The sequence below is a fragment of the Burkholderia sp. BCC1988 genome (assembly GCF_905339895.1).
GTDB lineage: Bacteria > Pseudomonadota > Gammaproteobacteria > Burkholderiales > Burkholderiaceae > Burkholderia.
The window spans coordinates 149,217-175,987 of sequence record NZ_CAJPHA010000006.1; the positions used below are offsets into that span (position 1 = coordinate 149,217).

Genomic DNA, 26,771 nt, shown 5'->3' on the forward strand with positions numbered 1-26,771 from the left:
CAGGCAGGACGACCATGACCATCATCGTCACCGGCGCAGCCGGTTTTATCGGCGCGAACATCGTCAAGGCGCTCAACGAGCGTGGCGAGTCGCGCATCATCGCGGTCGACAATCTGACGCGCGCGGAAAAGTTCCGCAATCTCGTCGATTGCGAGATCGACGACTATCTCGACAAGACGGAATTCGTCGAACGCTTCGCGCGCGGCGATTTCGGCAAGGTACGCGCGGTGTTCCACGAAGGCGCCTGTTCGGACACGATGGAAACCGACGGCCGCTACATGATGGACAACAACTTCCGCTACAGTCGCGCGGTGCTCGATGCGTGCCTCGCGCAGGGCGCGCAGTTCCTGTACGCGTCGTCGGCGGCGACCTACGGCGGCTCGACGCGCTTCGTCGAGGAGCGCGAGGTCGAGGCGCCGCTGAACGTCTACGGCTATTCGAAGTTCCTGTTCGACCAGGTGATCCGGCGCGTGCTGCCGAGCGCGAAGAGCCAGATCGCCGGGTTCCGCTACTTCAACGTGTACGGCCCGCGCGAGACGCACAAGGGCCGCATGGCGTCGGTCGCGTTCCACAACTTCAACCAGTTCCGCGCGGAAGGCAAGGTCAAGCTGTTCGGCGAGTACAACGGTTATGCGCCGGGCGAGCAGACGCGCGACTTCGTGTCGATCGAGGATGTCGCGAAGGTGAACCTGTTCTTCTTCGATCATCCGGAGAAGTCGGGCATCTTCAACCTCGGCACCGGCCGCGCACAACCGTTCAACGACATCGCGTCGACGGTCGTGAACACGCTGCGCGCGCTCGACGGCCTGCCGCCGTTGACACTCGCGCAGCAGGTCGAGCAGGGGCTGATCGAATACGTGCCGTTCCCGGATGCGCTGCGCGGCAAGTACCAGTGCTTCACGCAGGCCGACCAGACGAAGCTGCGTGCTGCCGGCTACGATGCGCCGTTCCTGACGGTGCAGGAAGGTGTCGACCGCTACGTGCGTTGGCTGTCCGGCCAGGTTTAAGTCCGCGCGTCGCGTCGCTAGACTGGGTCTCACGGTCGGCAGCCGCCGACCGTTTTTCATCGGAGATCCAGCACATGATCAGGAAATGGTTTGCCGCCGCAGCGATGTTCGGCGCGATCGCGTCGGCCTGGGCGGCCGTCGACGTCAACACCGCGAACGAGGATGCACTCGTCGGCATCAAGGGCATCGGTCCCGCGCGGGCAAAGGCGATTCTCGACGAGCGCGGCGCACGCGGCCCGTTCAGGAATGCAGACGATCTTGCATCGCGCGTGAAAGGCATGGGCGGCCATACGGTCGAGCGCCTTCAGCAGGAGGGGTTGACGATCGGCGCAGCAGGCTCGGGTGCGCAGGCACCCGCCGCGGGCAAGCCTGCGGCAGTGAAACCTGCCGCGGCGCCCGCCCGCACTGCGCAGAAGTAACGCACGCGAGGCGAAGGGCTCCTTCAGTCGCCGTCGTTGCGACGGCTTCCCGCGGCATGCCGCGGGTTTTTTGCGTGCATGCCGCACGCGCACGATCGTGAATCGCGGGCACGCCTATTCCACCGTCGCAATGGGGGTTGCCGGCGCGAGCCCCGGCGCTGGTTTACAATCAATCGATTGATCAGCCTCGCACTCACGGTATCTCCATGGCTTACAAAACTATCGAAGACACGATCGGCAACACGCCGCTCGTGCAACTGGTCCGCCTGCCGGACGACGAGATTCGCGCACGTAACAACGTGTTGCTCGCCAAGCTGGAAGGCAACAATCCGGCCGGTTCCGTGAAGGATCGCCCGGCGCTGTCGATGATCAACAAGGCCGAGGCCCGCGGCCGCATCAAGCCGGGCGATACGCTGATCGAGGCGACGAGCGGCAATACGGGCATCGCGCTCGCGATGGCCGCGGCGATCCGCGGTTACAAGATGGTGCTGATCATGCCGGAGGACCTGTCGGTCGAGCGTCGCCAGAGCATGGCCGCTTACGGTGCCGAAATCATCCTGACGCCGGTAAAGGGCGGGATGGAACTGGCGCGAGACCTCGCGGAGCAGATGCAGCGCGAAGGCAAGGGCGTGATCCTCGATCAGTTCGGGAACCCCGACAACCCGATCGCGCACTACGAAGGCACGGGCCCTGAGATCTGGCGCGACACCGAGGGGCGCGTCACGCACTTCGTGTCGGCGATGGGCACGACGGGCACGATCATGGGCACGTCGCGTTTTCTGAAGGAACAGAATCCGGCGATCGAGATCGTTGGCGCGCAGCCGGAAGAAGGGTCGCGCATCCCGGGCATTCGCAAGTGGCCGGAGGCCTATATGCCGACGATCTTCGATCGCAGCCGCGTCGATCGCGTCGAGAGCGTGAGCCAGGCCGCGTCCGAAACGATGGCGCGCCGGCTCGCGGCCGTCGAAGGCATCTTTGCCGGCATCTCGTCGGGTGGCGCATGCGAAGTCGCGATGCGCATCGCGCGCCAGGTCGAGAACGCGACGATCGTGTTCATCGTCTGCGATCGCGGCGACCGCTACCTGTCTACCGGCGTGTTTCCTGCCTGAGCCGGAACGGCATCGGCAGGATCACGCGATAAAAAAGCGCCGCACGAGCGGCGCTTTTTCTTTGCGCGGGCCGAGCTTACTGCGCCGGCGCTTCCGTGTCCGCTGCGGGCAGCGGCAGCGCGCCGCTCGCTTCCATCTGCGCCTTCACGGCTTCGCCGAGCTGGTACACGGTGAGCGCGTAGAAGAAGCTGCGGTTGTAGCGCGTCAGCACGTAGAAGTTCTTGAGGCCGAGCATGTACTCGGTTGCGCGCCCCGGCGACGGCAGATCGACCACGGTCACCGGCGTGCCGGCTTCGGTGGTGATATTGACCGTCGGCTCGTTGAGCGTCATGCCGGCGCGAAGCAGCTGCGACAGTGCCCAGTGCGGTTCGGGCTGGCCGTCCGCGGCCGCCTGGGCGATGCCGAGGCTGCCCGTGTCGGGCGTGATCCGCCAGACCACCGGGCGATCGGTTTCCCAGCCGTGCTGCTTCAGGTAGTTTGCGACGCTGCCGATCGCATCGGCAGGACTGCTGCGCAGATCGACGTGGCCGCCGCCGTCGTAGTCGACCGCATACTCGCGGATGCTGCTCGGCAGGAACTGCGGGATGCCGATCGCGCCCGTGTACGAGCCGAGCACGGTGGTCGGGTCGAGCTGGTTGTCGCGGGTCCAGACGAGGAAGTCCTCGAGGTTCTTGCGGAACGTGGCCTGGCGACTGTCGCGATTCGGCGTGTCCGGGTAGTCGAACGTGAGCGTCGTCAGCGCATCGAGCACGCGGAAGTTGCCCATGTAGCGGCCGTAGATCGTTTCGACGCCGATGATGCCGACGATCACCTCGGGCGGCACGCCGAATTCCTCGGACGCGCGCTGCAGCGTCGCCCGGTTCGCCTTCCAGAATTTCACGCCCGCGTTGATGCGGATCGGTTCGATGAAGCGCGAACGATAGACGCTCCAGTTCTTCACCGAAGGCGTCGGCGCCGGCTTCACGAGTTTCACGGCCGTGGCCGAGTAGCTGACGCGCGAGAACAGCGCGTGCAGGCTCGCGGAATCGAAGCCGTTGCGGCTCACCATCTCGTCGATGAACGCATCGACCTTCGCGTTGCTCGCGTAACGCTGCGGAACGATCTCCTCTTCGAAGGTCTGGCCCGGCGGCGTCGGCTGCTGCGGTTGCGCCTGCGCGACGAGCGTGCCGGGAGACTTCGCAGGCTGTGTTTGCGCGGCGGCGGGTGCGGCGGCCAGGGTAGCGGCGACGGCAGCGGCAACGAGCGGAACGCGAACGCGGAACAGTGCGGAGAGAAGGGCGGCAGGCTTGCTGGAATTCATGTCGAAGCGGGCGGACAGGGCGATGGGGTTCGGCGCAGTATACCCGACGCACCTTGCGTGCCGGGGCGTAGCAGCGCACCGTTGTGGTAAGTTAGCGGCGAATTCGCGGCAGACGATGGACATCATTGATGGAGACCTGCGGCGCAACCCGCGTCGCGGATGACAGCTTATGGCAACCGCCTTCTATACGCACCCCGACTGCATGCTGCACGAGATGGGGGAATGGCATCCGGAATGCCCGGCCCGACTGTCGGCGATCCAGGATCAGCTGATCGCGAGCCGCATCGACGACCTGATCGTGCACGAAACCGCGCCGTTCGCGAGCGAGGTGGCGCTGGGCCGCGTGCATACGCAGGCCCATATCGACTACATCCGCAGCATGATGCCCGTCGACGGCTACGTCGAGATCGATCCCGACACGCTGATGAACCGCGACACGTGGCGCGCCGCGCTGCGTGCGGCCGGCGCCGCGATCGCGGCGACCGACGCGGTGATCGAAGGCCGCTACGCGAATGCGTTCTGCAGCGTTCGGCCGCCCGGCCATCACGCGGAACCCGCGCGCGCGATGGGCTTCTGCTTCTTCAACAACGTCGCGATCGCCGCGCGGCACGCGCTCGACGTGCACGGCCTCGAGCGGGTCGCAATCATCGATTTCGACGTGCACCACGGCAACGGCACCGAAGCCGCGTTCGCGAACGACGAGCGCGTGCTGATGTGCAGCTTCTTCCAGCATCCGCTGTACCCGTTCTCGGGCGCCGATCACCAGGCGCCGAACATGGTCAACCTGCCGATGCCTGCGCGCAGCAACGGGATGGCGATCCGCGAAGCGGTCGACATGTTCTGGCTGCCGCGTCTCGACGCGTTCAAGCCGCAAATGCTGTTCGTGTCGGCCGGTTTCGACGCGCATCGCGAGGACGACATCGGCAACCTCGGTCTCGTCGAATCCGATTTCGAATGGCTGACCGCGCAGGTCGTCGACGTCGCGCGCCGGCATGCGCAGGGTCGCATCGTGAGCTGTCTCGAGGGCGGCTACAACCTGTCGGCACTCGGGCGCAGCGTCGTCGCGCACCTGCGCGTGCTGGCCGGCATCTGACCGGCAGCGGATCGGCGCGCGCTCAGCGCGCCGGCACGTGCGCGTGAATCCACGCGATCAGCGCATCGATCACGCGGTCGCGCTCGAGATCGTTCATCGTTTCGTGGAACCCGCCTTCGTATAGCGTCAGCGTGCGATCGGGCGAGCCGACGCGGGCGCCGAACACGCGGCTTCCATCGGGTTCGGTCAGCTTGTCCTCGGTGCCGTGATAGACGAGCACCGGCACCCGCAGCGCGCCGCGACCGCGCTCGATGCGCGCCATCGCATCGAGGATTTCGGCGCCGGTGCGCGCCGGCACCGCGCCGTGGTGCACGAGCGGATCGGCGCGATTGGCCGCGACGACGGCCGGATCGCGCGACAGCAGCGCCGCATCGATCCTGATTGCAGGGAAGCTCGGCCACACGCGGCTGATGAAGCGGCTCATCGCGAGCATCCAGCGCGGCACGTCGCGTCCCGGCGCGAGCGCCGGGCTCGACAGCACGAGGCCCGCCAGCGCGTGGCCGCGAGCCGGCACGCGTTCGATCGCATACAGCGCCGCGACGGCGCCGCCCATGCTGTGCCCCATCAGGAAGAGCGGCGTGGCGCCGCGGGCGGCTTCGGCAACCAGCGCATCCGCATCGTTCAGGTAATCGTCGAAACGCTCGACCCATGCGCGTTTGCCGGGCGACTGGCCGTGCCCGCGCAGATCGATCGCCAGCACGTCGATGCCCGCCGCGTTCAATCTGGCCGCGAGCGCCGCGTAACGGCCCACATGCTCGGCGAGGCCGTGGGCGAGCGCGATCGTCGCAAGCGGCGTCACCGTGCCGTCGCCGGCCGGCCAGCAATACGACGCCAGTTCGAGCCCGTCCGCGGTACGCAGCCGGCCCATCCGTGGGGCGGGCGGCGATACCGGGCCCGATGCCGAGGTGGCGGCGGGTGCGGCGGCCTGCGTGGTGGTGGCGGTCATCTGGCGGGTCCCCTGTCTCGTTGGCATCGGTGTTCCGGATCATAGTCGCGGTACCCGCGCGGCGGGCCAGCAGCGCCCCTCTAATTTCGTCTGGTTATGAAAAGATCGAAATCGATTATTAAGTGGAATGAGGGGTTTGCGGTAAAATCGCCGGCTATTCCAGATGCTTCGGCGGCCGACTGGCGGGCCTCGCCAGCCGGCCGCCGTTTTGTTTACATGATCGAATTACGCAATCTGTCGCAGCGTTTTCCCGGGCCGACCGGCTGGGTCGACGCATTGCACAACGTCAATCTGACGATCCCGCAGGGAGAGGTGTTCGGCATCATCGGCCGAAGCGGCGCCGGCAAGAGCACGCTCGTGCGCACCATCAACCTGCTCACGCGGCCGACCGAAGGCAATGTCGTCGTCGGGGGACGCGATCTCACGCTGCTGTCGTCCGGCGCGCTGCGCGAAGCGCGCCGCGAAATCGGCATGATCTTCCAGCACTTCAATCTGCTGTCGTCGCGCACGGTGTTCGACAACGTCGCGCTGCCGCTCGAGCTGGCCGGCGCGAGCCGTGCCGAGATCGAGGCGGCGGTGCTGCCGCTGCTCGACCTCGTCGGGCTGTCCGCGCAGAAGGATCGCTATCCGGCGCAGATCAGCGGCGGCCAGAAGCAGCGCGTCGGCATCGCCCGCGCGCTCGCGAGCAAGCCGAAGGTGCTGCTGTCGGACGAAGCGACGTCGGCGCTCGACCCCGAGACCACGCGCGCGATCCTCGACCTGCTGAAGCGCATCAACCGCGAACTCGGCCTGACGATCGTGCTGATCACGCACCAGATGGAAGTCATCAAGCAGGTGTGCGATCGCGTGGCGGTGCTCGACGCGGGCCGCGTGGTCGAAGAGGGCCGCGTGATCGACGTGTTCCTGCAGCCGCATCACGAAGTGACGCGCGCGCTGATCGGCGACGTGATCGCGCAGGAACTGCCGCCGGCGCTGAAGGCGCGCGTGGCCGAGCGCCTGAAGACGGGCAGCGGGCATCTGCTGCGGCTCGCGTTCACCGGCTCGGGTGTCGACCAGCCGATCCTGTCGGAGACGATCCGCCGGTACGAACTCGATTTCAACATCCTGCATGGCCAGATCGACGAGATCCAGGGGCAGGCGTTCGGGTCGCTCGCGGTGCTCGCGGGCGGCGAACCGGGCAAGGTCGGGCAGGCGCTCGCGTTCCTGCGCGAGCAAGGTGTGGTGGTAGAGGAGCTTTCGTATGTTGAGTGAGATGTTCGATATGTTCGTGCAGTCGTTCTGGGAGACGCTGATCATGGTCGGCATCTCGGGGGCGGTCGGCGCGCTCGTCGGGCTGCCGCTCGGCGTGCTGCTCTACCTGACCGACCGCCAGGGCGTGCTGCAGAACCTCGGCGTGAATCGCGTGCTCGGCGGCATCGTGAACGCGGTGCGCTCGACGCCGTTCATCATCCTGCTGGTCGCGGTCATTCCGTTCACGCGGCTCGTCACGGGGTCGTCGATCGGCACGGCCGCGGCGGTCGTGCCGCTGACGCTCGCGGCCGCACCGTTCGTCGCGCGGCTGGTCGAGACCGCGCTGCGCGAAGTCGACCGCGGGCTGATCGAGGCGGCCCAGTCGATGGGTGCGACGACCTCGCAGATCGTGTTCAAGGTGCTGCTGCCCGAATCGCTGCCGGGCATCGTCGCGGGCCTGACGATCACGTTCGTATCGCTCGTCGGCTATTCGGCGATGGCCGGTGCGATCGGCGGCGGCGGGCTCGGCGATCTCGGGATCCGCTACGGCTACCAGCGCTATCTGCCGGAAGTGATGTGGACGGTCGTCGCGATCCTGATCGTGTTCGTGCAGATCGTGCAGTCGTTCGGCGACTGGCTCGTGCGCCGGCTGAGCCACAAGTAACACGACATTCATTCGTTGGGGGATAGGATGCAACGACGCTTCATGCTGAAGTTCGCGGCCGCGTTCGGCGCGGCCGCACTGTTCGCGAGCGCGCACGCGCAGACCGAAACCATCAAGGTGGGCGTGACGGGCGGCCCGCACGCGCAGATCATGGAGGTGGTGAAGAAGGTCGCGGCCAAGGGCGGCCTCGACATCCGCGTCGTCGAATTCTCGGATTACGTGCAACCGAACGCGGCGCTCGCGTCCGGCGATCTCGACGCGAACAGCTACCAGCACGATCCGTATCTGCAGGCGCAGGTGAAGGATCGCGGCTACAAGCTGATCAAGGTCGCGGAGACCGTCACGTTCCCGATGGGCATCTATTCGAAGCGGGTGAAGTCGCTGGCCGAGTTGAAGCCGGACGCGCGCATCGCGGTGCCGAACGATCCGACCAACGGCGGCCGTGCGCTGCTGTTGCTGCAGAAGCAGGGGCTGCTGAAGCTGCGCGCGGACGCCGGGCTGAAGGCGACGCCGCTCGACATCGTCGATAACCCGCGCAAGCTGAAGATCGTCGAGCTCGATGCGGCGCAGATTCCGCGCTCGCTCGGCGACGTCGACGCGGCGGCGATCAATACCAACTACGCGATGGAAGCGGGGTTGAAACCGAAACAGGATGCGATCGCGATCGAGGGCCCGACCGGCCCGTACGCGAACATTCTCGCGATTCGCGAGGCCGACCGGGGCAAGCCGTGGGTCGCGAAGCTGGTCGCGGCTTATCATTCCGCGGAAGTGAAGCAGTTCATCGAACAGAAGTTCGGCGGCGCGGTGATCGCCGCCTGGTAACACGTGATGCGGGGCGCACCCGGTGACGATTAGAGTCGATGATCGAAAACCCGGGCTTTGCGTCCGGGTTTTTTCTCTTTTAAAATAGAACGACCGTTCGCTATTGCCGGCGCGCCGAAGAGGCGCGCTATCCTCGATAGCCGCGATGGATTGGTCCGCTTGGCCGCGCAGTCATGAGGCCTCGCTATAGAATGGCCTCTGGTCGTATTCGTAACTTTGGAGCGTGTGCATGAAAATCCTGGTGCCAGTGAAAAGAGTGGTCGATTACAACGTGAAGGTCCGCGTGAAGTCGGACAACACGGGCGTCGACATCGCGAACGTGAAGATGTCGATGAACCCGTTCGACGAAATCGCGGTTGAAGAAGCGGTGCGGCTGAAGGAAGCGGGTGTCGCGACCGAAGTGATCGCGGTGTCGGTCGGCGTGACGCAAGCGCAGGAAACGCTGCGCACGGCGCTGGCGATCGGCGCGGATCGCGCGATCCTCGTCGAGTCGAACGACAGCGTCGAGCCGCTGGCCGTCGCGAAGATCCTGAAGGCGCTGGTCGACAAGGAACAGCCGCAACTCGTGATCCTGGGCAAGCAGGCGATCGACGACGACTCGAATCAGACGGGCCAGATGCTGGCCGCGCTGGCCGGCCTGCCGCAAGCGACGTTCGCGTCGAAGGTGACGATCGCCGACGGCAAGGCAACGGTTGCACGCGAAGTCGACGGCGGCGCGGAAACGCTGTCGCTGTCGCTGCCGGCGGTCGTGACGACCGACCTGCGCCTGAACGAGCCGCGCTACGTGACGCTGCCGAACATCATGAAGGCGAAGAAGAAGCCGCTGGAAACGGTGAAGCCGGAAGACCTCGGCGTGGATGTCACGCCGCGCCTGAAGACGCTGAAGGTGGTCGAGCCGCCGAAGCGCGCGGCCGGCGTGAAGGTGCCGGACGTGAAGACGCTGGTCGAGAAGCTGAAGACCGAAGCCAAGGTGCTGTAAGAGGGAGCGGAAAGAAATGACGATTCTGGTGATTGCAGAACATGACAACGCGTCGATCAAGGCCGCGACGCTGAATACGGTGGCGGCGGCAGCGAAAATCGGTGGCGACATCCACGTGCTGGTCGCGGGCCACAACGCGCAAGGTGCGGCCGATGCAGCAGCGAAGATCGCAGGTGTGTCGAAGGTGTTGCTGGCCGATGCGCCGCAACTCGAAGCGGGCCTCGCGGAAAACGTCGAAGCGACCGCGCTGAACATCGCGAAGGACTACTCGCACATCCTCGCGCCGGCGACGGCCTACGGCAAGAACGTCGCGCCGCGTATCGCCGCGAAGCTGGACGTCGCGCAGATCTCGGACATCACGGCGGTCGACTCGGCCGACACGTTCGAGCGCCCGATCTATGCAGGCAACGCGATCGCGACGGTGCAGTCGAGCGACCCGATCAAGGTGATCACGGTGCGTGCGACGGGTTTCGATCCGGTTGCGGCCGAAGGCGGCAGCGCAGCGGTCGAGAAGATCGAAGCCGCGGCAGACGCCGGCAAGTCGCAGTTCGTGAGCCGTGAAGTGACGAAGCTGGACCGTCCGGAACTGACGTCGGCGAGCATCATCGTGTCGGGCGGCCGTGGTCTGGGCAGCGGCGAGAACTACACGAAGGTGCTGGAGCCGCTGGCAGACAAGCTGAGCGCCGCACTCGGCGCATCGCGCGCGGCAGTCGATGCCGGCTACGTGCCGAACGACTATCAAGTCGGCCAGACCGGCAAGATCGTCGCGCCGCAGTTGTACATCGCCGTCGGTATTTCAGGTGCGATCCAGCATCTGGCCGGCATGAAGGATTCGAAGGTGATCGTCGCGATCAACAAGGATCCGGAGGCGCCGATCTTCAGCGTGGCCGACTACGGCCTCGTCGGCGATCTGTTCGCGCTCGTGCCGGAGCTCGTGAACGAGCTGGGCTGACGCTGCGTGACTTGATGCTTCGGCAGCAAGTCGTACGACAAGGGGCGCGATGAGCGCCCCTTTTTTTGTGCAATGGCAGAAGGGGCGGGGACGCATCTGTCTTCGATGCAGCGCATCGCCATCGCACCATGCCGTACGGAACAGTTTTTGTGCGAGCAGATGGGACCGAAGCATCGATCGCCGGAGCGAAGGGGCAACGCGCGTGCGCGTTGACGCAAGCCCCCTTTCCGAGCCGGTATCGCATGCGCTGAAACGAAAAAGGCGCCCTGACGGGCGCCTTCTCCATTGATACCGACCGGCCTGCGTCGCCGCGGGCCGTCCCGACTTATGCGTATGCCGGGCGCGTCTGGCCGGCCACGTCCTTCAGGTAGCGATGCACCGACAGGTCGTCGGCCTGGATCGCCGGCTTCTTGCCCGAGATCAGGTCGGCGAGCAATTGGCCCGATCCGCACGACATCGTCCAGCCGAGCGTGCCGTGGCCGGTGTTCAGGAACAGGTTCGAGACCGGCGTGCGGCCGACGATCGGCGTGCCGTCCGGCGTCATCGGGCGCAGGCCCGTCCAGAAGGTTGCCTTCGACGTGTCGCCGCCGCCCGGGAACAGGTCGTTCACGCACATTTCCAGCGTTTCGCGGCGCGCTGCGCGCAGGTTCTTGTCGAAACCGACGATTTCCGCCATGCCGCCGACACGGATGCGCTGGTCGAAACGCGTGATCGCGATCTTGTAGGTTTCGTCGAGCACCGTCGACACGGGGGCGGCCGCCTCGTCGACGATCGGCGCGGTGATCGAATAGCCCTTCAGCGGATAGACCGGAATCTTCATCAGGTTCGAGACGAAGCGGGTCGAATACGAGCCGAGCGCGACGACGTACGCATCCGCGCGCACCGTCTCGCTGCCGCACTGCACGCCGGCGATCTTGCCGCCCGCGATCGCGAGCGCGTCGATCGGCGTGTTGTAGCGGAACTTCACGCCGAGGGATTCCGCGAGCGCCGCGAGGCGCGTCGTGAACAGCTGGCAGTCGCCCGTTTCGTCGCCGGGCAGGCGCAGGCCGCCGGTCAGCTTGTGCGACACGGCGGCGAGCGCCGGTTCGGCATTTTTCAGTTCGGCCGGTGACAGCAGTTCGAACGGCACGTTCGCTTCCTGCAGCACCGCGATGTCCTTCGCCGCGCCGTCGAGTTGCTGTTGCGTGCGGAACAGCTGCAGCGTGCCGCCCGTGCGCCCTTCGTACTCGATGCCCGTGTCGGCGCGCAGCGCCTGCAGGCAATCGCGGCTGTATTCGGCGAGGCGGACCATGCGGCCCTTGTTGACCGCATAGCGCTCGGCCGTGCAGTTGCGCAACATCTGCCACATCCACTGGAGCTGGAAGCGCGTGCCGTCGAGGCGGATCGCGAGCGGCGCGTGCTTCTCGAACATCCACTTGACGGCCTTCAGCGGCACGCCGGGCGCGGCCCACGGCGCCGCATAGCCGGGTGAGATCTGACCTGCGTTTGCGAAGCTCGTCTCGAGCGCCGGGCCGGCTTCCCGGTCGATCACCGTGACTTCATGACCGGCGCGCGCGAGGTAATACGCGCTTGCCACGCCCACCACACCGCTGCCCAGAATGACGACTCGCATAGCTGCTCCAGATGGAAGGGATCAGGTCGAGGCCGGGCGCACCTGCGTCTCCGTGTAACCTCTAGCTGATCTAGTTTTTTGCGCTATGGTATTGTCGAATGTGTAGGTTTTGTTATCGTATTTTTCAGGTTTTCAGCATAAACAAATGAGAACGCAACGCCAGCCAGTACGCTCGCTCGACAAGCTCGACCGGCGCATCCTGAAACTGCTCCAGGACGACGGCCGGATGGCGATGAAGGACCTCGCGGAACAGGTCGGACTGACCGTGACGCCGTGCATCGAGCGCGTGCGGCGCATGGAGCGCGACGGCGTGATCACCGGCTACCACGCGCGTGTCGATCCTCACCAGCTGGATGCCGCGCTGCTGGTGTTCGTCGAGATCACACTTGGCCACAAGGGCGGCAACATGTTCGAGCAGTTCCGCCGCGAAGTGATGAAGATCGACGAGGTGCTCGAATGTCATCTCGTGTCCGGCGACTTCGACTACCTGATCAAGGCGCGGATCGGTGAAATGGCCGACTATCGCAAGCTGCTCGGCGACATCCTGCTGCAACTTCCCGGCGCGGTGCAGTCGAAGAGCTATGTCGTGATGGAGGAAATCAAGGAGACGCTGACGATTTCGGTCGGCGAATGAGCGCGGCGGGGGCCTGCTGCCGGCCCCGCTATCTCGCCCTTGGCATGCTGCACCCAATACTGTATAAATATACAGTATTGGGTGCAGGCGAATGGGTGAGCACATGGACGGTCGGTCCGACAACGAATTTCCGATAGCGCCGCCGGCGCCCCGCAAGGGGCGCGGTGCGGTCGACAATCTCCAGGGGCGGTACGAAACGGCACTGCGCGAAGCGGTCGACGACGGCTGGACGCACGAATCGGACGACGCCGATCTGCCTGCTCCGCTGCGCACCCAGGTGTTCGAGGAGCGCGCGAAGAGCATCCTGACGCACAACCAGTCGCCGGACATTCCGTTCAGCGTGTCGCTCAATCCGTATCGCGGCTGCGAGCATGGCTGCATCTACTGCTTCGCACGGCCGACCCATAGCTATCTCGGCCTGTCGCCGGGGCTCGATTTCGAGAGTCGAATCTACGCGAAGGTCAACGCGGCCGAATTGCTCGAGCGCGAGATTTCGCGCAAGCGCTACGTGCCGGAGCCGATCGCGCTCGGCGTCAACACCGATGCATACCAGCCCGTCGAGCGTGATCTGCGCATCACGCGCAGCGTGATCCAGGTGATGCACGATCACGGGCTGCCGTTCGCCGCGATCACGAAATCGTCGCTGATCGAGCGCGATCTGGATCTGCTGGCCCCGATGGCCGAGCGCGGGCAGGTGATGGCCGCAGTCACGATCACGACGCTCGACGCCGATCTCGCGCGCACGCTCGAGCCGCGTGCGGCGACACCGGCGCGCCGGCTGCGTACGATCCGCGCACTGCGCGACGCGGGCGTGCCGGTGGGTGTGAGCATTGCACCGATGATCCCGTTCGTCACCGAGCCGGACATGGAGCGTGTGCTGGAAGCCTGTGCGGAAGCCGGCGCGACGCACGCGAGCTACATCATCCTGCGGCTGCCGTGGGAGGTCGCGCCACTGTTCAAGAACTGGCTTGCCGCGCATTTCCCCGATCGAGCGGAGCGCGTGATGAATCGCGTGCGCGACATGCGCGGCGGGAAGGACTACGACTCGGATTTCTCGAAACGGATGAAGGGCGAGGGGATCTGGGCCGACCTGTTGCGGCAGCGTTTCCGTCAGGCCGTGAAGCGGCTCGGGTTGAACGAGCGCAGGAACGGCATTCTGGATCTGTCGCAGTTTCGCGGTGCGCCGGCGGCCGGGGCGGCCGCGCCGCGCACGGTGAAGGGCGCAACTGGCGCGAAATCGCGCGACGACTTGCAGATGAGCCTGTTCTGACCGACCCGCGTCGGCAGCTTACTGCGAGATTTGCTTCGCCGCTTCGACTTGCGACTCGAAATACGTCTGGAACGACAGCGCGAGCGCGGTCATCAGCAGGAACGCGCCAATCAGCAGCGAGAAGATCACGATGAAGATCACCGTCCAGCCTGACCGGCTGTGCTTGCCCGTGTCGGCATTGAATTGCGCGTCCCATTTCTCGTCGGGGCGCAGGCCGTAGACGAGCGCGGCGAGGAACGCGGCCAGCAGCGAGATCGCACCCGGCACGGCGAGCCACCAGCCGAGGCCGGCACTGCGCTGGGTCGCCGCGAGCAGCAGGAAACCCGGGATCCCGACGATCGTCGCGAGCAGGTGCGCCCAGCCGTACACGTCGCGCAAGCCGTACAGGTAGAAGCGGTGCGCGCCGAGCGAACCGAACAGGAACGCGAGCGCGGCGGTGAGCGTCTTGGAGCGGAAGCGGCGGGGCGATGCGGTGCTGCTGGACATGGGTGGCGGCGGATTATCGGTGGCATGGGCGGCCGGCAGGCCGGCGCAGGGCGCTCGGGCCCGGCACGCATTCTACGATGCCCGGTCGGGCCCGGTCACCCCTCGGCTGCGTCAAGGTGCCGCATAGGTGACACGGTAGATGGCGCCCGCGTAGTCGTCGCTGACGAGCAGCGAGCCGTCCGGTAGCGGCAGTACGTCGGCCGGGCGTCCCCACACGCTGCCGTCCGCGCGCAGCCAGCCCGTGATGAACGGCGTCTGGCGCGTATGACTGCCGTCGGCCGACACGACAGCGCGCATCACGCGGTAGCCGACCTTCGTGCTGCGATTCCACGAACCGTGCTCGGCAATGAAGATGTTGTTGCGATACGACGCCGGAAACATCGGCCCCGTATAGAAGCGCATGCCGAGCGCCGCGACGTGCGCGCCGAGTTTCAGCGCGGGCGGCGCGTAGCGCCGGCACACGTCGGGGCTCCCGAATTCGGGGTCGGGCGTGTCGCCGCCATGGCAGTACGGAAAGCCGAAATCGAGGCCCGCGCGCGGCGCACGGTTCAGCTTGTCGTCGGGCACGTCGTCGCCCATCATGTCGCGCCCGTTGTCGGTGAACCATAGCTCGCCCGAATCGGGGTGCCACGCGAAGCCGACGGTATTGCGCACGCCGCGGGCAAATACTTCGCGGTTGCTGCCGTCGGCGTGCATGCGTGCGATGATCGCGTATCGGCTGCGATCGGCGAGGCAGACGTTGCACGGTGCGCCGACCGGCACGTAGAGCTTGCCGTCGGGGCCGAACGCGATGAATTTCCAGCCGTGATGATGATCGGTCGGCAGCGCGTCCGTCACGACCGCCGGCGCGGGCGGCCTGGCGAGCCGGTCGTCGATGTGGTCGAGGCGCAGGATGCGCGACACGGCGGAGATATAGAGGGCGCCGTCGCGATATGCGACGCCGACGGGCGTGTCGAGCCCCGACGCGATTACATGGCGGGCAGTGATCCGGCCCTCCTGCATCACGAAGGCATGTACGCGGCCTTCCTGCGAGCCGACATACAGGATGCCGCGCGGCGACCACGCCATTTCACGCGCGGTCGGCACGGCGTTGGTCAGCACGTCGACATGGAAGCCGGGTGGCACGACGAGTTCGTCCACCGGTGGTGCGGCGCAAGCCGCGGCGGATGCGAGACAGGTGACGAGGCCGGTCAGCAAGCCTGCGAGGCGGTGCTGCGCGCGGCGCGCCGGGGTGACGCGAAATAGCGGCATGGCGGCGGGGAGCGTCGTGGACACGACGATTGTATGCCCGGCGAACAGGGCGTCTGCGGAATTTTTGCGCGTAAGTGTTTGTTGTGGCTTTGGTTTCCGGCTATAATCGCACGTTTCAGTAGTTTCGAACCCGGTTTTCCCGAAGGATTTCATATGGTTATCATCCGTCTGGCTCGCGGCGGCTCGAAGAAGCGCCCGTTCTACAACATCGTTGCTACCGATTCGCGCAACCGTCGTGACGGCCGCTTCATCGAGCGCGTCGGCTTCTACAACCCGGTCGCCACGAAGGGCGAATCGCTGCGTATCGCTCAGGACCGCCTGACGTACTGGCAAGGCGTTGGCGCGCAACTGTCGCCGACCGTCCAGCGTCTCGTGAAGGAAGCGCAAAAGGCGCAACCGGCTGCCTAACATGGCGCGGTGTGCCGGTCGTGCCGGCTGCAAGGAGCATTGATGTCCGGTCACGATTCCGGTAACGCAAGGCGCGGGCGAGCGTCGTTTGGCGCATTCGTCCGCAAGCCGGTCGAGCGCGACACTGTCGCGAGCGCCGGTACGGCTGCCGAGCAGGGCAGCCTCGAAGCGGTGCAAGCCTGGCCCGACGATGCTGTCGAGGTCGGTGCAGTAGTCGACGCCTACGGCCTGAAAGGCTGGGTCAAGGTGGCGACGCATGCCGACGCCGGTCGCGGCGGCGATGCGCTGCTCACAGCGCGCCGCTGGTGGCTGGAACGGGGTGGGGAGCGGTTGTCCGCCCGCATCCTGCAGTCGAAGACGCACGGCGACACGGTCGTCGCGCATACCGCGGGTGTCAGCGACCGCGATGCCGCACTGGCTTTGCGCGGCTTTCGCGTGTTCGTGCGCCGGGAAGATTTCCCGGCATTGGCCGCGGACGAATTCTATTGGGTCGACTTGATCGGCCTCGAGGTCGTCAACGAGCAATCGGTGGCGCTCGGGACGGTGAGCGGGATGATCGACAACGGCGTGCATTCGATCATGCGCGTCGAGTATCCGGCAGTCGGCAAGGATGGTCGGCCGACCACCGACGAGCGGCTGATTCCGTTCGTCGGCGTCTACGTCAAGACGGTGGATCAGGTGGCACGTCGCATCGTCGTCGACTGGGAAGCCGATTACTAATGAACCAGGTTACGGAGAGCGCGGTGCAGTTCGACGTCGTCACGCTCTTTCCCGAAATGTTCCGCGCGCTGACCGACTGGGGAATCACCAGCCGGGCCGTGAAGCAGGAGCGCTTCGGGCTGCGCACCTGGAATCCGCGTGATTTCACGACGGACAACTACCGCACGGTCGACGATCGTCCGTACGGCGGCGGTCCGGGCATGGTGATGCTGGCCAGGCCGCTCGAGGCCGCGATCGGTGCTGCGAAAGCCGCGCAGGCGGAGCAGGGCGTCGCAAGCACGCGGGTGGTGATGATGTCGCCGCAAGGTGCGCCGTTCACGCACGAACGTGCGGTGCGGATGGCGCAGGAGCCCGGTGTCATCGTGCTGTGCGGTCGCTACGAGGCGATCGATCAGCGTCTGCTCGACCGTTGTGTCGACGAGGAAATCAGCCTCGGCGATTTCGTTCTGTCCGGCGGCGAACTGCCGGCGATGGCGATGATGGATGCCGTCGTGCGCCTGTTGCCCGGCGTGCTGAACGATGCGCAGTCGGCCGTGCAGGACAGCTTCGCCGACGGGCTGCTCGATTGCCCGCATTACACGCGCCCCGAGGAATATGAGGGAATGCGTGTGCCGGACGTGCTGCTCGGCGGGCATCATGCCGAGATCGAGAAGTGGCGGCGGCAGGAAGCATTGAAGAATACGTTGCGGAAGCGGCCGGACCTGATCGTCCGGGCGCGCCGCGAGAAGTTGCTGAGTCGTGCCGACGAGGCGTGGCTTGCGAACCTCGCACGCGAAGCGAAGAACGCCTCCTGAGGCGGCGTCGCGGACGGGAAATGGCGGTGCCGTGCATGTGTGTGCGGTGCCTGATGTGAATCCATCCTCTATCGGGGCCAGGCCTGGAAACGGGCGGGTGCAAACGCCGACAAGATGGCATAAGGAGTCAGTAATGAATCTGATCGCAAAACTTGAGCAGGAAGAGATCGAGCGCGCGCTCGCCGGCAAGACGATCCCCGATTTCGCCCCGGGCGACACGGTGATCGTGAACGTGAACGTGGTTGAAGGTAACCGCAAGCGCGTTCAGGCTTACGAAGGCGTCGTGATCGCGATTCGCAACCGCGGCCTGAACTCGAACTTCATCGTCCGCAAGATCTCGTCGGGCGAAGGCGTCGAGCGTACGTTCCAGACGTACTCGCCGCTGCTGGCGAGCATCGTCGTGAAGCGTCGCGGTGATGTGCGTCGTGCGAAGCTGTACTACCTGCGCGAGCGTTCGGGCAAGTCGGCTCGTATCAAGGAAAAGCTGGTGTCGAAGGATCGCGCCGCAGCAGCTTCCCAAGAGTAAGAGCTGTAAGGAAAAAGCACCCACCCGGGTGCTTTTTTCATTCTGGCGCGACAATATGCTCGTTATGTCACGAACACGAGAGCCCCGTTGAATCGCCGCCCCATCATCGATCCCGAAGTGCTGCCGGTTGAAGGCACCGGCGCGGGCCTGCCGTCCATCGAGTCCCGCCTGATGACGCCGCCCGGGCTGCGCGAGCGTTTTGCGCGCACGCTCGAATGGAGCGTCGAGCCCGGCGAGGCGCGGCTGCAGGAGGGCGTCGACCCGCGCAGCGCCGCCGTCCTCATCCCGCTCGTCGTTCGCGAGAGCGGCCTCACCGTGCTGCTGACCCAGCGCGCCGATCACCTGAACGACCATGCCGGGCAGATCAGCTTCCCCGGCGGCCGTCGCGAGCCGTTCGATCGCGATGCGACGGCAACCGCGTTGCGCGAGGCGAAGGAAGAAATCGGACTGGCCGCCGAGCCGGTGGAGATTCTCGGTGCGCTGCCCGACTACCTGACGGGGACCGGTTTCTGCGTGACGCCCGTCGTGGCGCTCGTGCATCCGCCGTTCACCGTGCAGGCCGACACGTTCGAAGTCGCCGAGATTTTCGAGGTGCCGCTCGCGTTCCTGATGAGCCCCGCGAACCACCAGGTGCGCGTGTTCCGCTGGGAAGGCGGCGAGCGTCGTTTTTTTGCGATGCCCTATCCCAGTGGCGAATCAGCCGGGCATTACTTCATCTGGGGCGCAACTGCCGGCATGTTGCGCAATCTCTACCGCTTCTTGGCAGCCGGCTGACTTCCAGCGCTGTGCGGCGCGCGCGGCCGGCCGCCGGGCGATCGCATCGTCAGCCATGCGTCGCTTACGCTGTGCTATCGTTATGCAAAAAATGACATAACTCCGAAGACGGCGCACGCATGACTTTCTTTTCGGTTCTCCTCGCTCTCATCATCGAACAGGTCCGCGCGTTGTCGCCGAGCAATCCGGTGTTCGCGCTGTTCCAGTTTCACGCGGAAACCGTCGCGCATGGCCTCGACGCCGGCAAGCAAAAGCATGGCGTGCTCGCATGGCTCGCGGTCGTGCTGCCGTGGGTGCTGATCGTCGCGCTGATCTACTTCCTGCTGTACAAGGTGAGCTTCGTGCTGGCGTTCATCTGGAACGTCGCCGTCGTGTATTTCACGCTCGGTTTCCGCCAGTTCAGCCACTACTTCACCGATATCCATCTCGCGCTCAACAACGACGACGTGCCGCGCGCGCGTGAAATCCTGCACGAGTGGACGGGCCTCGACACGGTCGACATGCCGGTCGGCGAAATCGTCCGTCATACGCTGATTCATGCGGTCGTTGCGTCGCATCGTCACGTGTTCGGCGTGTTCTTCTGGTACGTGCTGCCGATCGGTCCGGCCGGCGCCGTGCTGTACCGCATCTCCGAATATCTCGCGCGCAGCTGGTCGACGCCGGGCGACGATCGCACGGCCGCGTTCTCGACGTTCGCGCAGCGCGCGTTCTTCGTGATCGACTGGATTCCGTCGCGGCTGACCGCGCTCGGTTTCGCGATCGTCGGCAACTTCGAGGACGCGATCTACGCGTGGCGCAATCACACGCGCCAGTGGCCCGACCCGAACGACGGCGTGCTGCTCGCGGCCGGCAGTGGCGCGCTCGGCGCGCGTCTCGCGGGGCCGCTCGCGGAACCATCGAGCCTCGACGCGCTGGCGGTCGGCGACAGCGGTCCGTTGACGGTCGGTGACGATTGCACGCCGCGCACGCTGCAGTCGGCAGTCGGCCTGGTGTGGCGCGCCGTGATCCTGTGGATGATCCTGCTGTTGATGCTGACGCTGGCCGTCTGGGTATCGTGACGCGGCAGCGCAGTGCGCGATGAAACGAAAAGGCCGGCTTCGTGCCGGCCTTTTTGCTGTGCGTGACCCATTCGCTCAGTCGTCGAGCGGATCGCGTATGGCGCCACATTGCCAGCAGGCGGTGAACTGGGCCTCGAGCGCCTCGCCGCACTGACGGCAGCGCCACGGCGCGGCGACGGCCGACGGGCCGTGCGACGCGGCATCGAGAAGCCGCCGCGCGAGCGCATCGTCGCGCTCGTCGTCGAGCCACAGCTCGGGCGTGCACGCGTCGGCGGGCAGGCCGCCGAGCGCACCGGTCGCGTAGCAGTTGTGCAACTCGCAGCCGATGCCGGCCACCTGCAGCACGTTCGCCCAATGCTGCGCGGTGGCGAGATCGGGGGCCTTGAAACGCATCGCGGCTCCTGTCGGTGAAGGCCGGGCGGGGCACCGGCCGCCTTCTGCCCGCCGCGGTCAGCGGACGATCTGGCTTGCCTCGTGCACGAGCTGCGCGTAAAGCGCATGCCGCGACGGTGCAATGCGGCCGTCGGCGACGGCCTCGAGAATCGCGCAGCCCGGCTCGTGCAGATGATGGCAATTATAGAAACGGCAGTCCGCGAGCAGCGGGCGGAATTCCGGGAACGCGCGCTCGAGGCGGCCTTCCGTCAGGTGGTAGAGGCCGAATTCCTGGAAACCCGGCGAATCGATCAGCGCGCCGCCGCCGTCGAGCGGGTAGAGGCGCGTGAACGTCGTCGTGTGGCGGCCGCTGTTGAGCGCGGCCGAGATTTCGCGGGTCGCGGCCTCGGCATCGGGCACGAGCAGGTTCACGAGCGTCGACTTGCCCATCCCGGACTGGCCGAGCAGGATGGTCGAATGGCCGGCCAGATGCGGCATCAGCTGCGCACGCGCATCGTCGGGCGCGCCCTTCACCGACAGCTCGAGCACGTCGTAGCCGAGCGCGCGGTAGGGCGCGAGGCGCTCGCGGGCGACCGGCAGCGCGGCCTCGACGTCGATCTTGTTCAGCACGACGAGCGGCTTCAGTTCGTTCGCTTCGGCCGCGATCAGTGCGCGACCGAGCAGGTCCTCGCTGAAATAGGGCTCGGTCGCGAGCACGATCAGCAGCTGGTCGAGGTTGGCCGCGAACAGCTTCGACTTGAACTGGTCGGAGCGGTACAGCAGGTTGCGCCGCTCGCCGATCTCGACGATCACGCCCTGGTCGGCCGACGCCTGCTCGTACACGACGCGGTCGCCGACCGCGATCTCGCTTTTCTTGCCGCGCGGGAAGCACTGCAGCATCGGGCCGCCGTCGTCGGGCGCGACGATGTAGTGGCGGCCGTGCGCCGCGATCACGCGGCCTTCGACACGCGGCGCGCCCGACGCGCGCGGGGCCGGCTTGCGGGAGGTCGGCCGGCTCATGCGTGCTGCATCAGGCGGTCGATCCGCTGCGACGCGGGCGGATGCGAGTAGTAGAAGGCCGTGTAGACGGGGTCCGGCGTGAGCGTCGACGCGTTGTCCTCATAAAGCTTCACGAGCGCGCTGACGAGATCCTGCGCGTCGGTCTGGCTGGCCGCGAACGCGTCGGCCTCGAATTCGTGCTTGCGCGAGGTCAGGCTGCTGAACGGTGTTGCAAAGAACAGGAACACGGGGATCGCGAGGAAGAACAGCACGAGCGCGGCGCCCGCGTTGCTCGTGTCGAGCGACGGCGTGACGCCAAGGCCCGTATAGAACCATGTGCGCTGCGCGAGCCAGCCGAGGAGCGCGAGCAGCACGAGGCTCAGCACGAACGACACGAGCATCCGCTTCATCACGTGGCGGCGCTTGAAGTGGCCGAGCTCGTGCGCGAGCACGGCCTCGATTTCCTGGCCCGTCAGCCGCGCGAGCAGCGTGTCGAAGAATACGATCCGCTTCGATGCGCCGAAGCCCGTGAAGTACGCGTTGCCGTGCGCGGAACGGCGGCTGCCGTCCATCACGAACAGCCCCTTCGCCGCGAAGCCGCACCGTTTCATCAGCGACTCGATGCGCGCGCGCAGCGCTTCGTCCTTCAGCGGTTCGAACTTGTTGAAGATCGGCGCGATGAAGGTCGGATAGATCAGCAGCACGAGCATCTGGAACGCGACCCAGACGATCCAGGTCCACAGCCACCACAGGCTGCCGGCCTGGTTCATCAGCCACAGCACGACGAACAGCAGCGGCAGGCCGAGCACGGCGCCGAGCAGCGTGTTCTTCAGCATGTCGGTGAAGAACAGGCGCTGGGTCATCCGGTTGAAGCCGAACCGCTGCTCGATCCCGAACTGGCGGTAATACTCGAACGGCACGTCGATCACGCTCGTGATCGCGAGCACGGCGGCGACGAGCGCGACCTGCTGCCCGTAGCCGCGGCCGAACCAGCCAGTCAGCAGCGTGTCGAGCGCGCCGACGCCACCCAGCAGCGTGAGGCCGACCAGCACGGCCGCGCTGACGACGATCTCGAACATCGCCAGCCGGGTGCGCTCGACCGTGTAGTCGGCCGCACGCTGGTGGGCGGTCAATGGAATGGTGGCGCTGAACTGCGCGGGCACGCTGTTGCGATGTGCGGCGACGAAGCGGATCTGCCGCGACGCGAGCCACAGCTTGGTGACGACCATCGCGAGCACGGCGATCGCGAACAGCAGGGTGAACGAAAAGGGTGACATCGAAGGCGCCAAAGGGTTCTATGCGAGAATTATATGTTCTTGCGGACCGGGCCCGCTCACGCGATGCCGGCCGCCCGGGCGGCGCCATGCGCCGTCCGCCATTTTCCAGGATGACTCATGACCGATACCGCCGCTTCCGCCAGCCAGCCCGCGCTCGTGCGCAACGAGTTGAACCTCGTCTGGCTCGACATGGAGATGACCGGCCTCGACCCGGATAACGACCGCATCATCGAAATCGCGGTCGTCGTGACCAACTCGACGCTCGACATCGCGGTGGAAGGCCCCGTGTTCGCGATCCACCAGAGCGACGAAACGCTCGCGAAGATGGACGACTGGAACAAGTCGACGCACGGCCGTTCGGGGCTGATCGACCGCGTGCGCGCGTCGACAGTGACCGAGGCGGACGCCGCCGCGCAGTTGCAGGCGTTCCTCTCGCAGTACGTGTCGCCCGGCAAGTCGCCGATGTGCGGCAACTCGATCTGCCAGGATCGCCGCTTCATGGCGCGCTGGATGCCGGAATTCGAACGATTCTTCCACTACCGCAACCTGGACGTCAGCACGCTCAAGGAGCTGTGCCGCCGCTGGCAGCCGGCGATCTACAAGGGCTTCCAGAAGCGTGCGATGCACACGGCGCTCGCGGACATCCACGAGTCGATCGACGAACTGAAGTACTACCGCGAGCATTTCCTGATTCCGGCCGCGTCGGCGCCGGCAGGCGAGTCCGCGCCGGCCGCCTGAGCGGGCCGGCACGCGCTCAGCGTGGCGCGCGCTGCGCGCTCTTCGGCCGGAACGCCGCGACCACCGCGGCGTCGGTCTCGATGTACGGGCCGCCGATCAGGTCGATGCAGTAGGGCACCGCCGCGAAGATGCCGGGCACGGTCGACTTGCCGTCGGCGTCGCGCAGCCCTTCGAGCGTTTCCCGGATCGACTTCGGCTGGCCGGGCAGGTTGATGATCAGCGCCGCGTGGTCGGCCGTCTCGCGAATCACCGCGACCTGCCGCGACAGGATCGCGGTCGGCACGAAATTCAGGCTGATCTGCCGCATCTGTTCGCCGAATCCCGGCATTTCCTTCGTCGCCACGGCCAGCGTGGCTTCCGGCGTCACGTCGCGCCGCGCCGGGCCGGTGCCGCCCGTCGTCAGCACCAGATCGCAGCCGGCGACGTCGACGAGTTCGGCCAGCGTGGCGGAGATCGTCGGCGCGTCGTCCTGGATCAGCCGGGTTTCGGCGCGCCATGGCGAGCGCAGCGCGCCGGCGAGCCATTCCTGCAGTGCCGGGATGCCCTTGTCCTCGTAGATGCCCGTGCTGGCGCGGTCGCTGATCGACACGAGGCCGACCACGAGTTCGTCCGGGTGGTTACGCTTCGTCGTCATGGTCGTCTCCGGCGTCGTCCGGCGCTTCGTCTGCCTCCGCCTCGTCGGTACCGCTCGCGGTCTTGATCCACTGGAACAGCTCGCGGAAATAGCGCGGCGGCTTGCCTTGCTGCGCTTCCTTGCGCGCGTTGCGGATCAGCGTGCGGCCTTCCTGGATGTCGGCTTCGGGGTGCTGGCGGAGGAACTCGGTCAGCGCGTCGTCGTTCGCGAGCAGCTGTTCGCGCGTGCGCTCGATCCAGTGCAGGCGGGCGGTCGCGGCCTTGTTCACGCCTCGCTGGGCGTCGAGCGCGGTGCGCAGCGCGGCCGTTTCGTCGTCGGTCAGCGAGCGCATCACGCGGCCGACGTACTGGAGCTGGCGGCGCTTGCCTTCGTGGTCGGTGATCCGGCGTGCCTCGCGCACGGCGTCCGCGAGGTCCTCGGGCATCGGCATGCGCTTGAGCGCGTCCTTCGGCAGGTCGACCAGGGCCTGGCCGAGCTCCTGCAGCGCGTGCATCTCGCGTTTCAACTGGGATTTGCTGGGGCGATCGTAGCCATTGCCGGCGTCGTCGTCGGCGTGCTCGATCGGCTGGATTCGGGTTTTGCGTGTCATGGGCGGCATTGTATCGCGGCGCGGACGCCCCAAGCTTGTCGGTATATGGCCCCGGACCTTGCTATGATCGCGGGATACGCAACATTTTGACCATGCGGGCGGATCGCCCGCCACCGGATAACACGACGATGGCAGCCAATCTCGACGTACAAGCGCGCTATTTCCCGCACACGCAGGACCAGCTCAAAGAAATTGCCTCGGACATCCTTCGCCATGCGAAGGCGCTCGGCGCGACGGACGCCGCGACCGAAATCTCCGAAGGCGACGGCCTGTCGGTGTCGGTGCGCCGCGGCGAGGTCGAGACGATCGAACACAACCGCGACAAGATGGTCGGCGTGACGGTGTTCATCGGCAAGAAGCGCGGCAACGCGAGCACGTCGGATTTCTCGCCGGCCGCGATCAAGGATACCGTCGCCGCCGCGTACAACATCGCGCGCTTCACGGCCGAGGACGACGCGGCCGGCCTCGCCGAGGCCGAACTGCTCGAAACCGACCCGCGCGACCTCGACCTCTATCACCCGTGGGCGCTGACGGCCGACGAGGCCGTCGAGCTCGCCCGCCGCGCGGAAGACGCCGCGTTCGCGGTCAGCCCGCAGATCCGCAACTCGGAAGGCGCGAGCGTGTCGGCGCAGCATTCGCAGTTCGTGCTCGCGACGTCGCGCGGTTTCCTCGCCGGCTACCCGTACTCGCGCCACTACATCGCGTGCGCGCCGATCGCGGGCACCGGCCGCCACATGCAGCGCGACGACTGGTATTCGTCGAAGCGCAGCGCGGTCGATCTCGCGGCGCCGGAAGCCGTCGGGCGCTATGCGGCCGAGCGTGCGCTGGCGCGGATGGGCGCGCGCCGTCTCGACACCCGCAAGGTGCCCGTGCTGTTCGAGGCACCGCTCGCGGCCGGCCTGCTCGGCGCGTTCGTGCAGGCCGTCAGCGGCGGCGCGCTGTACCGCAAGACGTCGTTCCTCGTCGACAGCCTCGGCAAGCCGGTGTTCGCACCGCACGTGCAGGTCGTCGAGGATCCGCACGTGCCGCGCGCGATGGGCAGCGCGCCGTTCGACGAGGAAGGCGTGCGCACGCGTGCGCGCAGCGTCGTCAACGACGGTGTCGTCGAAGGCTACTTCCTGTCGACCTATTCGGCACGCAAGCTCGGCACGCAGACCACCGGCAACGCGGGCGGCTCGCACAACCTCGCGCTGCGCAGCTCGAACACGCAGCCGGGCGACGATTTCGACGCGATGCTGAAGAAGCTCGGCACGGGCCTGCTGCTGACCGAGCTGATGGGGCAGGGCGTGAACTACGTGACCGGCGACTATTCACGCGGCGCGGCCGGCTTCTGGGTCGAGAACGGCGTGATCCAGTATCCGGTCGAGGAAATCACCGTCGCGAGCACGCTGCAGGAGATGTTCCGGCATATCGTCGCGATCGGCGCGGATTCGATCGTGCGCGGTACGAAGGAAACGGGCTCGGTGCTGATCGAGCAGATGACGATCGCCGGGCAGTAAGCGGCGCGGCATCGGCCGCCAGGAAACGAAAAGCCCGATCGGCGTTCATGAGCCGGTCGGGCTTTTTTGTCGCGTGCCGCGTGCCGAGTGTCAGCCGCGCTTGCGCTCGTACACGACGAACGCATAGCCGAACGTATTGGGCGTGGCGGCCTGGTGCGGGTCGCGCGAGACTTCGCGCCAGTGCGCGGGATCGGGCGCCGGGAACGACGCGTCGCCGTCGAAGTCGGCATCGATCTCGGTGACGACCAGCTTGTCGGCGAGCGCGAGGCCTTCCGCATAGAGTTGTGCGCCGCCGATCAGGAATGCTTCGGGCGCGCCGTCGCGCGCGGCGAGCGCGAGCGCGTCGGCGAGCGACGTGACCGTGTCGCAGCCGTCGAAGCGGCGCGCTGCGTCGCGCGTGACGACGATATTGCGGCGGCCCGGCAACGGCCGGCCGATCGACTCGTGGGTCTTGCGGCCCATCACGATCGGCGCGCCCATCGTCGTGCGCTTGAAGAACGCGAGGTCCTCGGGAAGTTTCCAGGGCAACTGGTTGTCGCGGCCGATGATGCCGTTGCGGGCGCGCGCGACGATCAGGGTCAACGTCGTCATGAAGATCGGGGGAAGAGG

Annotated in this window: 30 protein-coding genes; 19 read left to right on the forward strand and 11 right to left on the reverse strand. The window is 66.4% G+C overall.

What is annotated here, in order from left to right:
* Positions 1-14 precede the first annotated feature (14 nt).
* The 3 genes from rfaD to cysM all read left to right on the forward strand — a co-directional run bounded on the left by rfaD (position 15) and on the right by cysM (position 2,535).
* The gene (rfaD, locus tag U4012_RS10665; protein ID WP_044844832.1) at positions 15-1,007 is read left to right on the forward strand and encodes an ADP-glyceromanno-heptose 6-epimerase; all 993 of its coding nucleotides are present in this window, start codon (positions 15-17) and stop codon (positions 1,005-1,007) included.
* Positions 1,008-1,081: 74 nt separating this feature from the next.
* Positions 1,082-1,426, forward strand: a complete 345-nt coding sequence (locus U4012_RS10670; RefSeq protein ID WP_044844831.1) for a ComEA family DNA-binding protein — start codon at positions 1,082-1,084, stop codon at positions 1,424-1,426.
* Positions 1,427-1,632: 206 nt separating this feature from the next.
* Positions 1,633-2,535 (forward strand): cysteine synthase CysM, encoded by a 903-nt coding sequence (cysM, locus tag U4012_RS10675; RefSeq protein WP_321798341.1) that lies wholly within the window; start codon positions 1,633-1,635, stop codon positions 2,533-2,535.
* A gap of 76 nt (positions 2,536-2,611) precedes the next feature.
* Here cysM and mltB read toward each other — a convergent pair whose 3' ends face one another.
* Positions 2,612-3,961: a lytic murein transglycosylase B gene (gene mltB / locus U4012_RS10680; RefSeq protein WP_082088495.1), complete on the reverse strand. Its 1,350-nt coding sequence runs from the start codon at positions 3,959-3,961 to the stop codon at positions 2,612-2,614.
* Between the two features lie 43 nt (positions 3,962-4,004).
* Between mltB and U4012_RS10685 the strand changes: the two genes are divergently transcribed.
* Positions 4,005-4,928, forward strand: coding sequence for a histone deacetylase family protein (locus U4012_RS10685; RefSeq protein WP_044844828.1), 924 nt, complete (start codon positions 4,005-4,007; stop codon positions 4,926-4,928).
* Positions 4,929-4,950: 22 nt separating this feature from the next.
* On the opposite strand, the gene U4012_RS10690 is transcribed toward U4012_RS10685, so the two are convergent.
* Positions 4,951-5,874, reverse strand: coding sequence for an alpha/beta hydrolase (locus U4012_RS10690; RefSeq protein WP_321798344.1), 924 nt, complete (start codon positions 5,872-5,874; stop codon positions 4,951-4,953).
* A 216-nt stretch (positions 5,875-6,090) separates the two neighbouring features.
* Between U4012_RS10690 and U4012_RS10695 the strand changes: the two genes are divergently transcribed.
* The 5 genes from U4012_RS10695 to U4012_RS10715 all read left to right on the forward strand — a co-directional run bounded on the left by U4012_RS10695 (position 6,091) and on the right by U4012_RS10715 (position 10,521).
* On the forward strand, positions 6,091-7,125 hold the full coding sequence (locus tag U4012_RS10695; RefSeq protein ID WP_044844826.1) for a methionine ABC transporter ATP-binding protein: 1,035 nt from the start codon (positions 6,091-6,093) through the stop codon (positions 7,123-7,125).
* Positions 7,115-7,768: a methionine ABC transporter permease gene (locus U4012_RS10700; RefSeq protein WP_044844825.1), complete on the forward strand. Its 654-nt coding sequence runs from the start codon at positions 7,115-7,117 to the stop codon at positions 7,766-7,768. The genes U4012_RS10695 and U4012_RS10700 overlap by 11 nt, the downstream gene beginning before the upstream one ends.
* Positions 7,769-7,795: 27 nt before the next feature.
* Complete coding sequence (locus U4012_RS10705; RefSeq protein WP_321798347.1) at positions 7,796-8,590, forward strand: MetQ/NlpA family ABC transporter substrate-binding protein; 795 nt, start codon at positions 7,796-7,798, stop codon at positions 8,588-8,590.
* Between the two features lie 229 nt (positions 8,591-8,819).
* Entirely contained in the window at positions 8,820-9,569 is a 750-nt protein-coding gene (locus U4012_RS10710; protein WP_321798349.1) for an electron transfer flavoprotein subunit beta/FixA family protein, read from the forward strand.
* Between the two features lie 16 nt (positions 9,570-9,585).
* Complete coding sequence (locus U4012_RS10715) at positions 9,586-10,521, forward strand: electron transfer flavoprotein subunit alpha/FixB family protein (RefSeq protein ID WP_223963218.1); 936 nt, start codon at positions 9,586-9,588, stop codon at positions 10,519-10,521.
* A gap of 325 nt (positions 10,522-10,846) precedes the next feature.
* Here U4012_RS10715 and U4012_RS10720 read toward each other — a convergent pair whose 3' ends face one another.
* A complete protein-coding gene (locus U4012_RS10720; RefSeq protein ID WP_124521932.1) occupies positions 10,847-12,133 on the reverse strand; it encodes a D-amino acid dehydrogenase in 1,287 nt (428 codons plus the stop codon).
* Between the two features lie 145 nt (positions 12,134-12,278).
* Between U4012_RS10720 and U4012_RS10725 the strand changes: the two genes are divergently transcribed.
* Both U4012_RS10725 and U4012_RS10730 read left to right on the forward strand, forming a co-directional pair.
* Positions 12,279-12,767 carry an Lrp/AsnC ligand binding domain-containing protein gene (locus tag U4012_RS10725; RefSeq protein ID WP_044844820.1) on the forward strand — a complete coding sequence of 163 codons (489 nt, stop codon included), beginning with the start codon at positions 12,279-12,281 and terminating at the stop codon, positions 12,765-12,767.
* 91 nt (positions 12,768-12,858) lie between these two features.
* Positions 12,859-14,037 carry a PA0069 family radical SAM protein gene (locus U4012_RS10730; RefSeq protein ID WP_321798353.1) on the forward strand — a complete coding sequence of 393 codons (1,179 nt, stop codon included), beginning with the start codon at positions 12,859-12,861 and terminating at the stop codon, positions 14,035-14,037.
* 18 nt (positions 14,038-14,055) lie between these two features.
* Here U4012_RS10730 and U4012_RS10735 read toward each other — a convergent pair whose 3' ends face one another.
* Together U4012_RS10735 and U4012_RS10740 are read right to left on the reverse strand one after the other, a co-directional pair.
* A complete protein-coding gene (locus U4012_RS10735; RefSeq protein WP_044844818.1) occupies positions 14,056-14,523 on the reverse strand; it encodes an NINE protein in 468 nt (155 codons plus the stop codon).
* A 111-nt stretch (positions 14,524-14,634) separates the two neighbouring features.
* Positions 14,635-15,774 carry a PQQ-dependent sugar dehydrogenase gene (locus U4012_RS10740; RefSeq protein WP_321798556.1) on the reverse strand — a complete coding sequence of 380 codons (1,140 nt, stop codon included), beginning with the start codon at positions 15,772-15,774 and terminating at the stop codon, positions 14,635-14,637.
* 153 nt (positions 15,775-15,927) lie between these two features.
* Between U4012_RS10740 and rpsP the strand changes: the two genes are divergently transcribed.
* From rpsP to U4012_RS10770, 6 genes are all read left to right on the forward strand, one after another.
* Positions 15,928-16,182 (forward strand): 30S ribosomal protein S16, encoded by a 255-nt coding sequence (gene rpsP, locus U4012_RS10745; protein WP_006476550.1) that lies wholly within the window; start codon positions 15,928-15,930, stop codon positions 16,180-16,182.
* Positions 16,183-16,224: 42 nt separating this feature from the next.
* On the forward strand, positions 16,225-16,902 hold the full coding sequence (gene rimM / locus U4012_RS10750) for a ribosome maturation factor RimM (RefSeq protein ID WP_321798356.1): 678 nt from the start codon (positions 16,225-16,227) through the stop codon (positions 16,900-16,902).
* Positions 16,902-17,696: a tRNA (guanosine(37)-N1)-methyltransferase TrmD gene (gene trmD / locus U4012_RS10755; RefSeq protein WP_124487488.1), complete on the forward strand. Its 795-nt coding sequence runs from the start codon at positions 16,902-16,904 to the stop codon at positions 17,694-17,696. The genes rimM and trmD overlap by 1 nt, the downstream gene beginning before the upstream one ends.
* A gap of 133 nt (positions 17,697-17,829) precedes the next feature.
* A complete protein-coding gene (gene rplS / locus U4012_RS10760; protein WP_006486838.1) occupies positions 17,830-18,222 on the forward strand; it encodes a 50S ribosomal protein L19 in 393 nt (130 codons plus the stop codon).
* An 87-nt stretch (positions 18,223-18,309) separates the two neighbouring features.
* Positions 18,310-18,996: a CoA pyrophosphatase gene (locus U4012_RS10765; RefSeq protein ID WP_044844814.1), complete on the forward strand. Its 687-nt coding sequence runs from the start codon at positions 18,310-18,312 to the stop codon at positions 18,994-18,996.
* A 119-nt stretch (positions 18,997-19,115) separates the two neighbouring features.
* Positions 19,116-20,054: a CobD/CbiB family protein gene (locus tag U4012_RS10770; protein ID WP_044844813.1), complete on the forward strand. Its 939-nt coding sequence runs from the start codon at positions 19,116-19,118 to the stop codon at positions 20,052-20,054.
* A gap of 75 nt (positions 20,055-20,129) precedes the next feature.
* On the opposite strand, the gene U4012_RS10775 is transcribed toward U4012_RS10770, so the two are convergent.
* From U4012_RS10775 to U4012_RS10785, 3 genes are read right to left on the reverse strand one after another with little or no spacing between them, the layout of a single operon-like run.
* Positions 20,130-20,447: a putative signal transducing protein gene (locus U4012_RS10775; RefSeq protein ID WP_321798360.1), complete on the reverse strand. Its 318-nt coding sequence runs from the start codon at positions 20,445-20,447 to the stop codon at positions 20,130-20,132.
* Positions 20,448-20,504: 57 nt separating this feature from the next.
* Complete coding sequence (gene rsgA / locus U4012_RS10780) at positions 20,505-21,446, reverse strand: ribosome small subunit-dependent GTPase A (protein ID WP_040143718.1); 942 nt, start codon at positions 21,444-21,446, stop codon at positions 20,505-20,507.
* On the reverse strand, positions 21,443-22,702 hold the full coding sequence (locus U4012_RS10785; RefSeq protein ID WP_044844811.1) for a M48 family metallopeptidase: 1,260 nt from the start codon (positions 22,700-22,702) through the stop codon (positions 21,443-21,445). Before U4012_RS10785 ends, rsgA begins: the two co-directional genes overlap by 4 nt.
* 117 nt (positions 22,703-22,819) lie before the next feature.
* Here U4012_RS10785 and orn point away from each other — a divergent pair, with 117 nt between their 5' ends.
* Entirely contained in the window at positions 22,820-23,440 is a 621-nt protein-coding gene (gene orn / locus U4012_RS10790; protein ID WP_044844810.1) for an oligoribonuclease, read from the forward strand.
* Positions 23,441-23,456: 16 nt separating this feature from the next.
* Here orn and mog read toward each other — a convergent pair whose 3' ends face one another.
* Entirely contained in the window at positions 23,457-24,074 is a 618-nt protein-coding gene (gene mog / locus U4012_RS10795; protein ID WP_124487483.1) for a molybdopterin adenylyltransferase, read from the reverse strand.
* The gene (gene yjgA / locus U4012_RS10800) at positions 24,058-24,663 is read right to left on the reverse strand and encodes a ribosome biogenesis factor YjgA (protein ID WP_311766332.1); all 606 of its coding nucleotides are present in this window, start codon (positions 24,661-24,663) and stop codon (positions 24,058-24,060) included. Before yjgA ends, mog begins: the two co-directional genes overlap by 17 nt.
* A gap of 128 nt (positions 24,664-24,791) precedes the next feature.
* On the opposite strand from yjgA, the gene pmbA reads away from it, so the two are divergent.
* Entirely contained in the window at positions 24,792-26,162 is a 1,371-nt protein-coding gene (pmbA, locus tag U4012_RS10805; protein ID WP_044844808.1) for a metalloprotease PmbA, read from the forward strand.
* 90 nt (positions 26,163-26,252) lie between these two features.
* Here the strand turns inward: pmbA and U4012_RS10810 are convergent, their stop codons facing one another.
* Positions 26,253-26,753 carry a dihydrofolate reductase gene (locus tag U4012_RS10810; protein ID WP_044844807.1) on the reverse strand — a complete coding sequence of 167 codons (501 nt, stop codon included), beginning with the start codon at positions 26,751-26,753 and terminating at the stop codon, positions 26,253-26,255.
* Positions 26,754-26,771 lie beyond the last annotated feature (18 nt).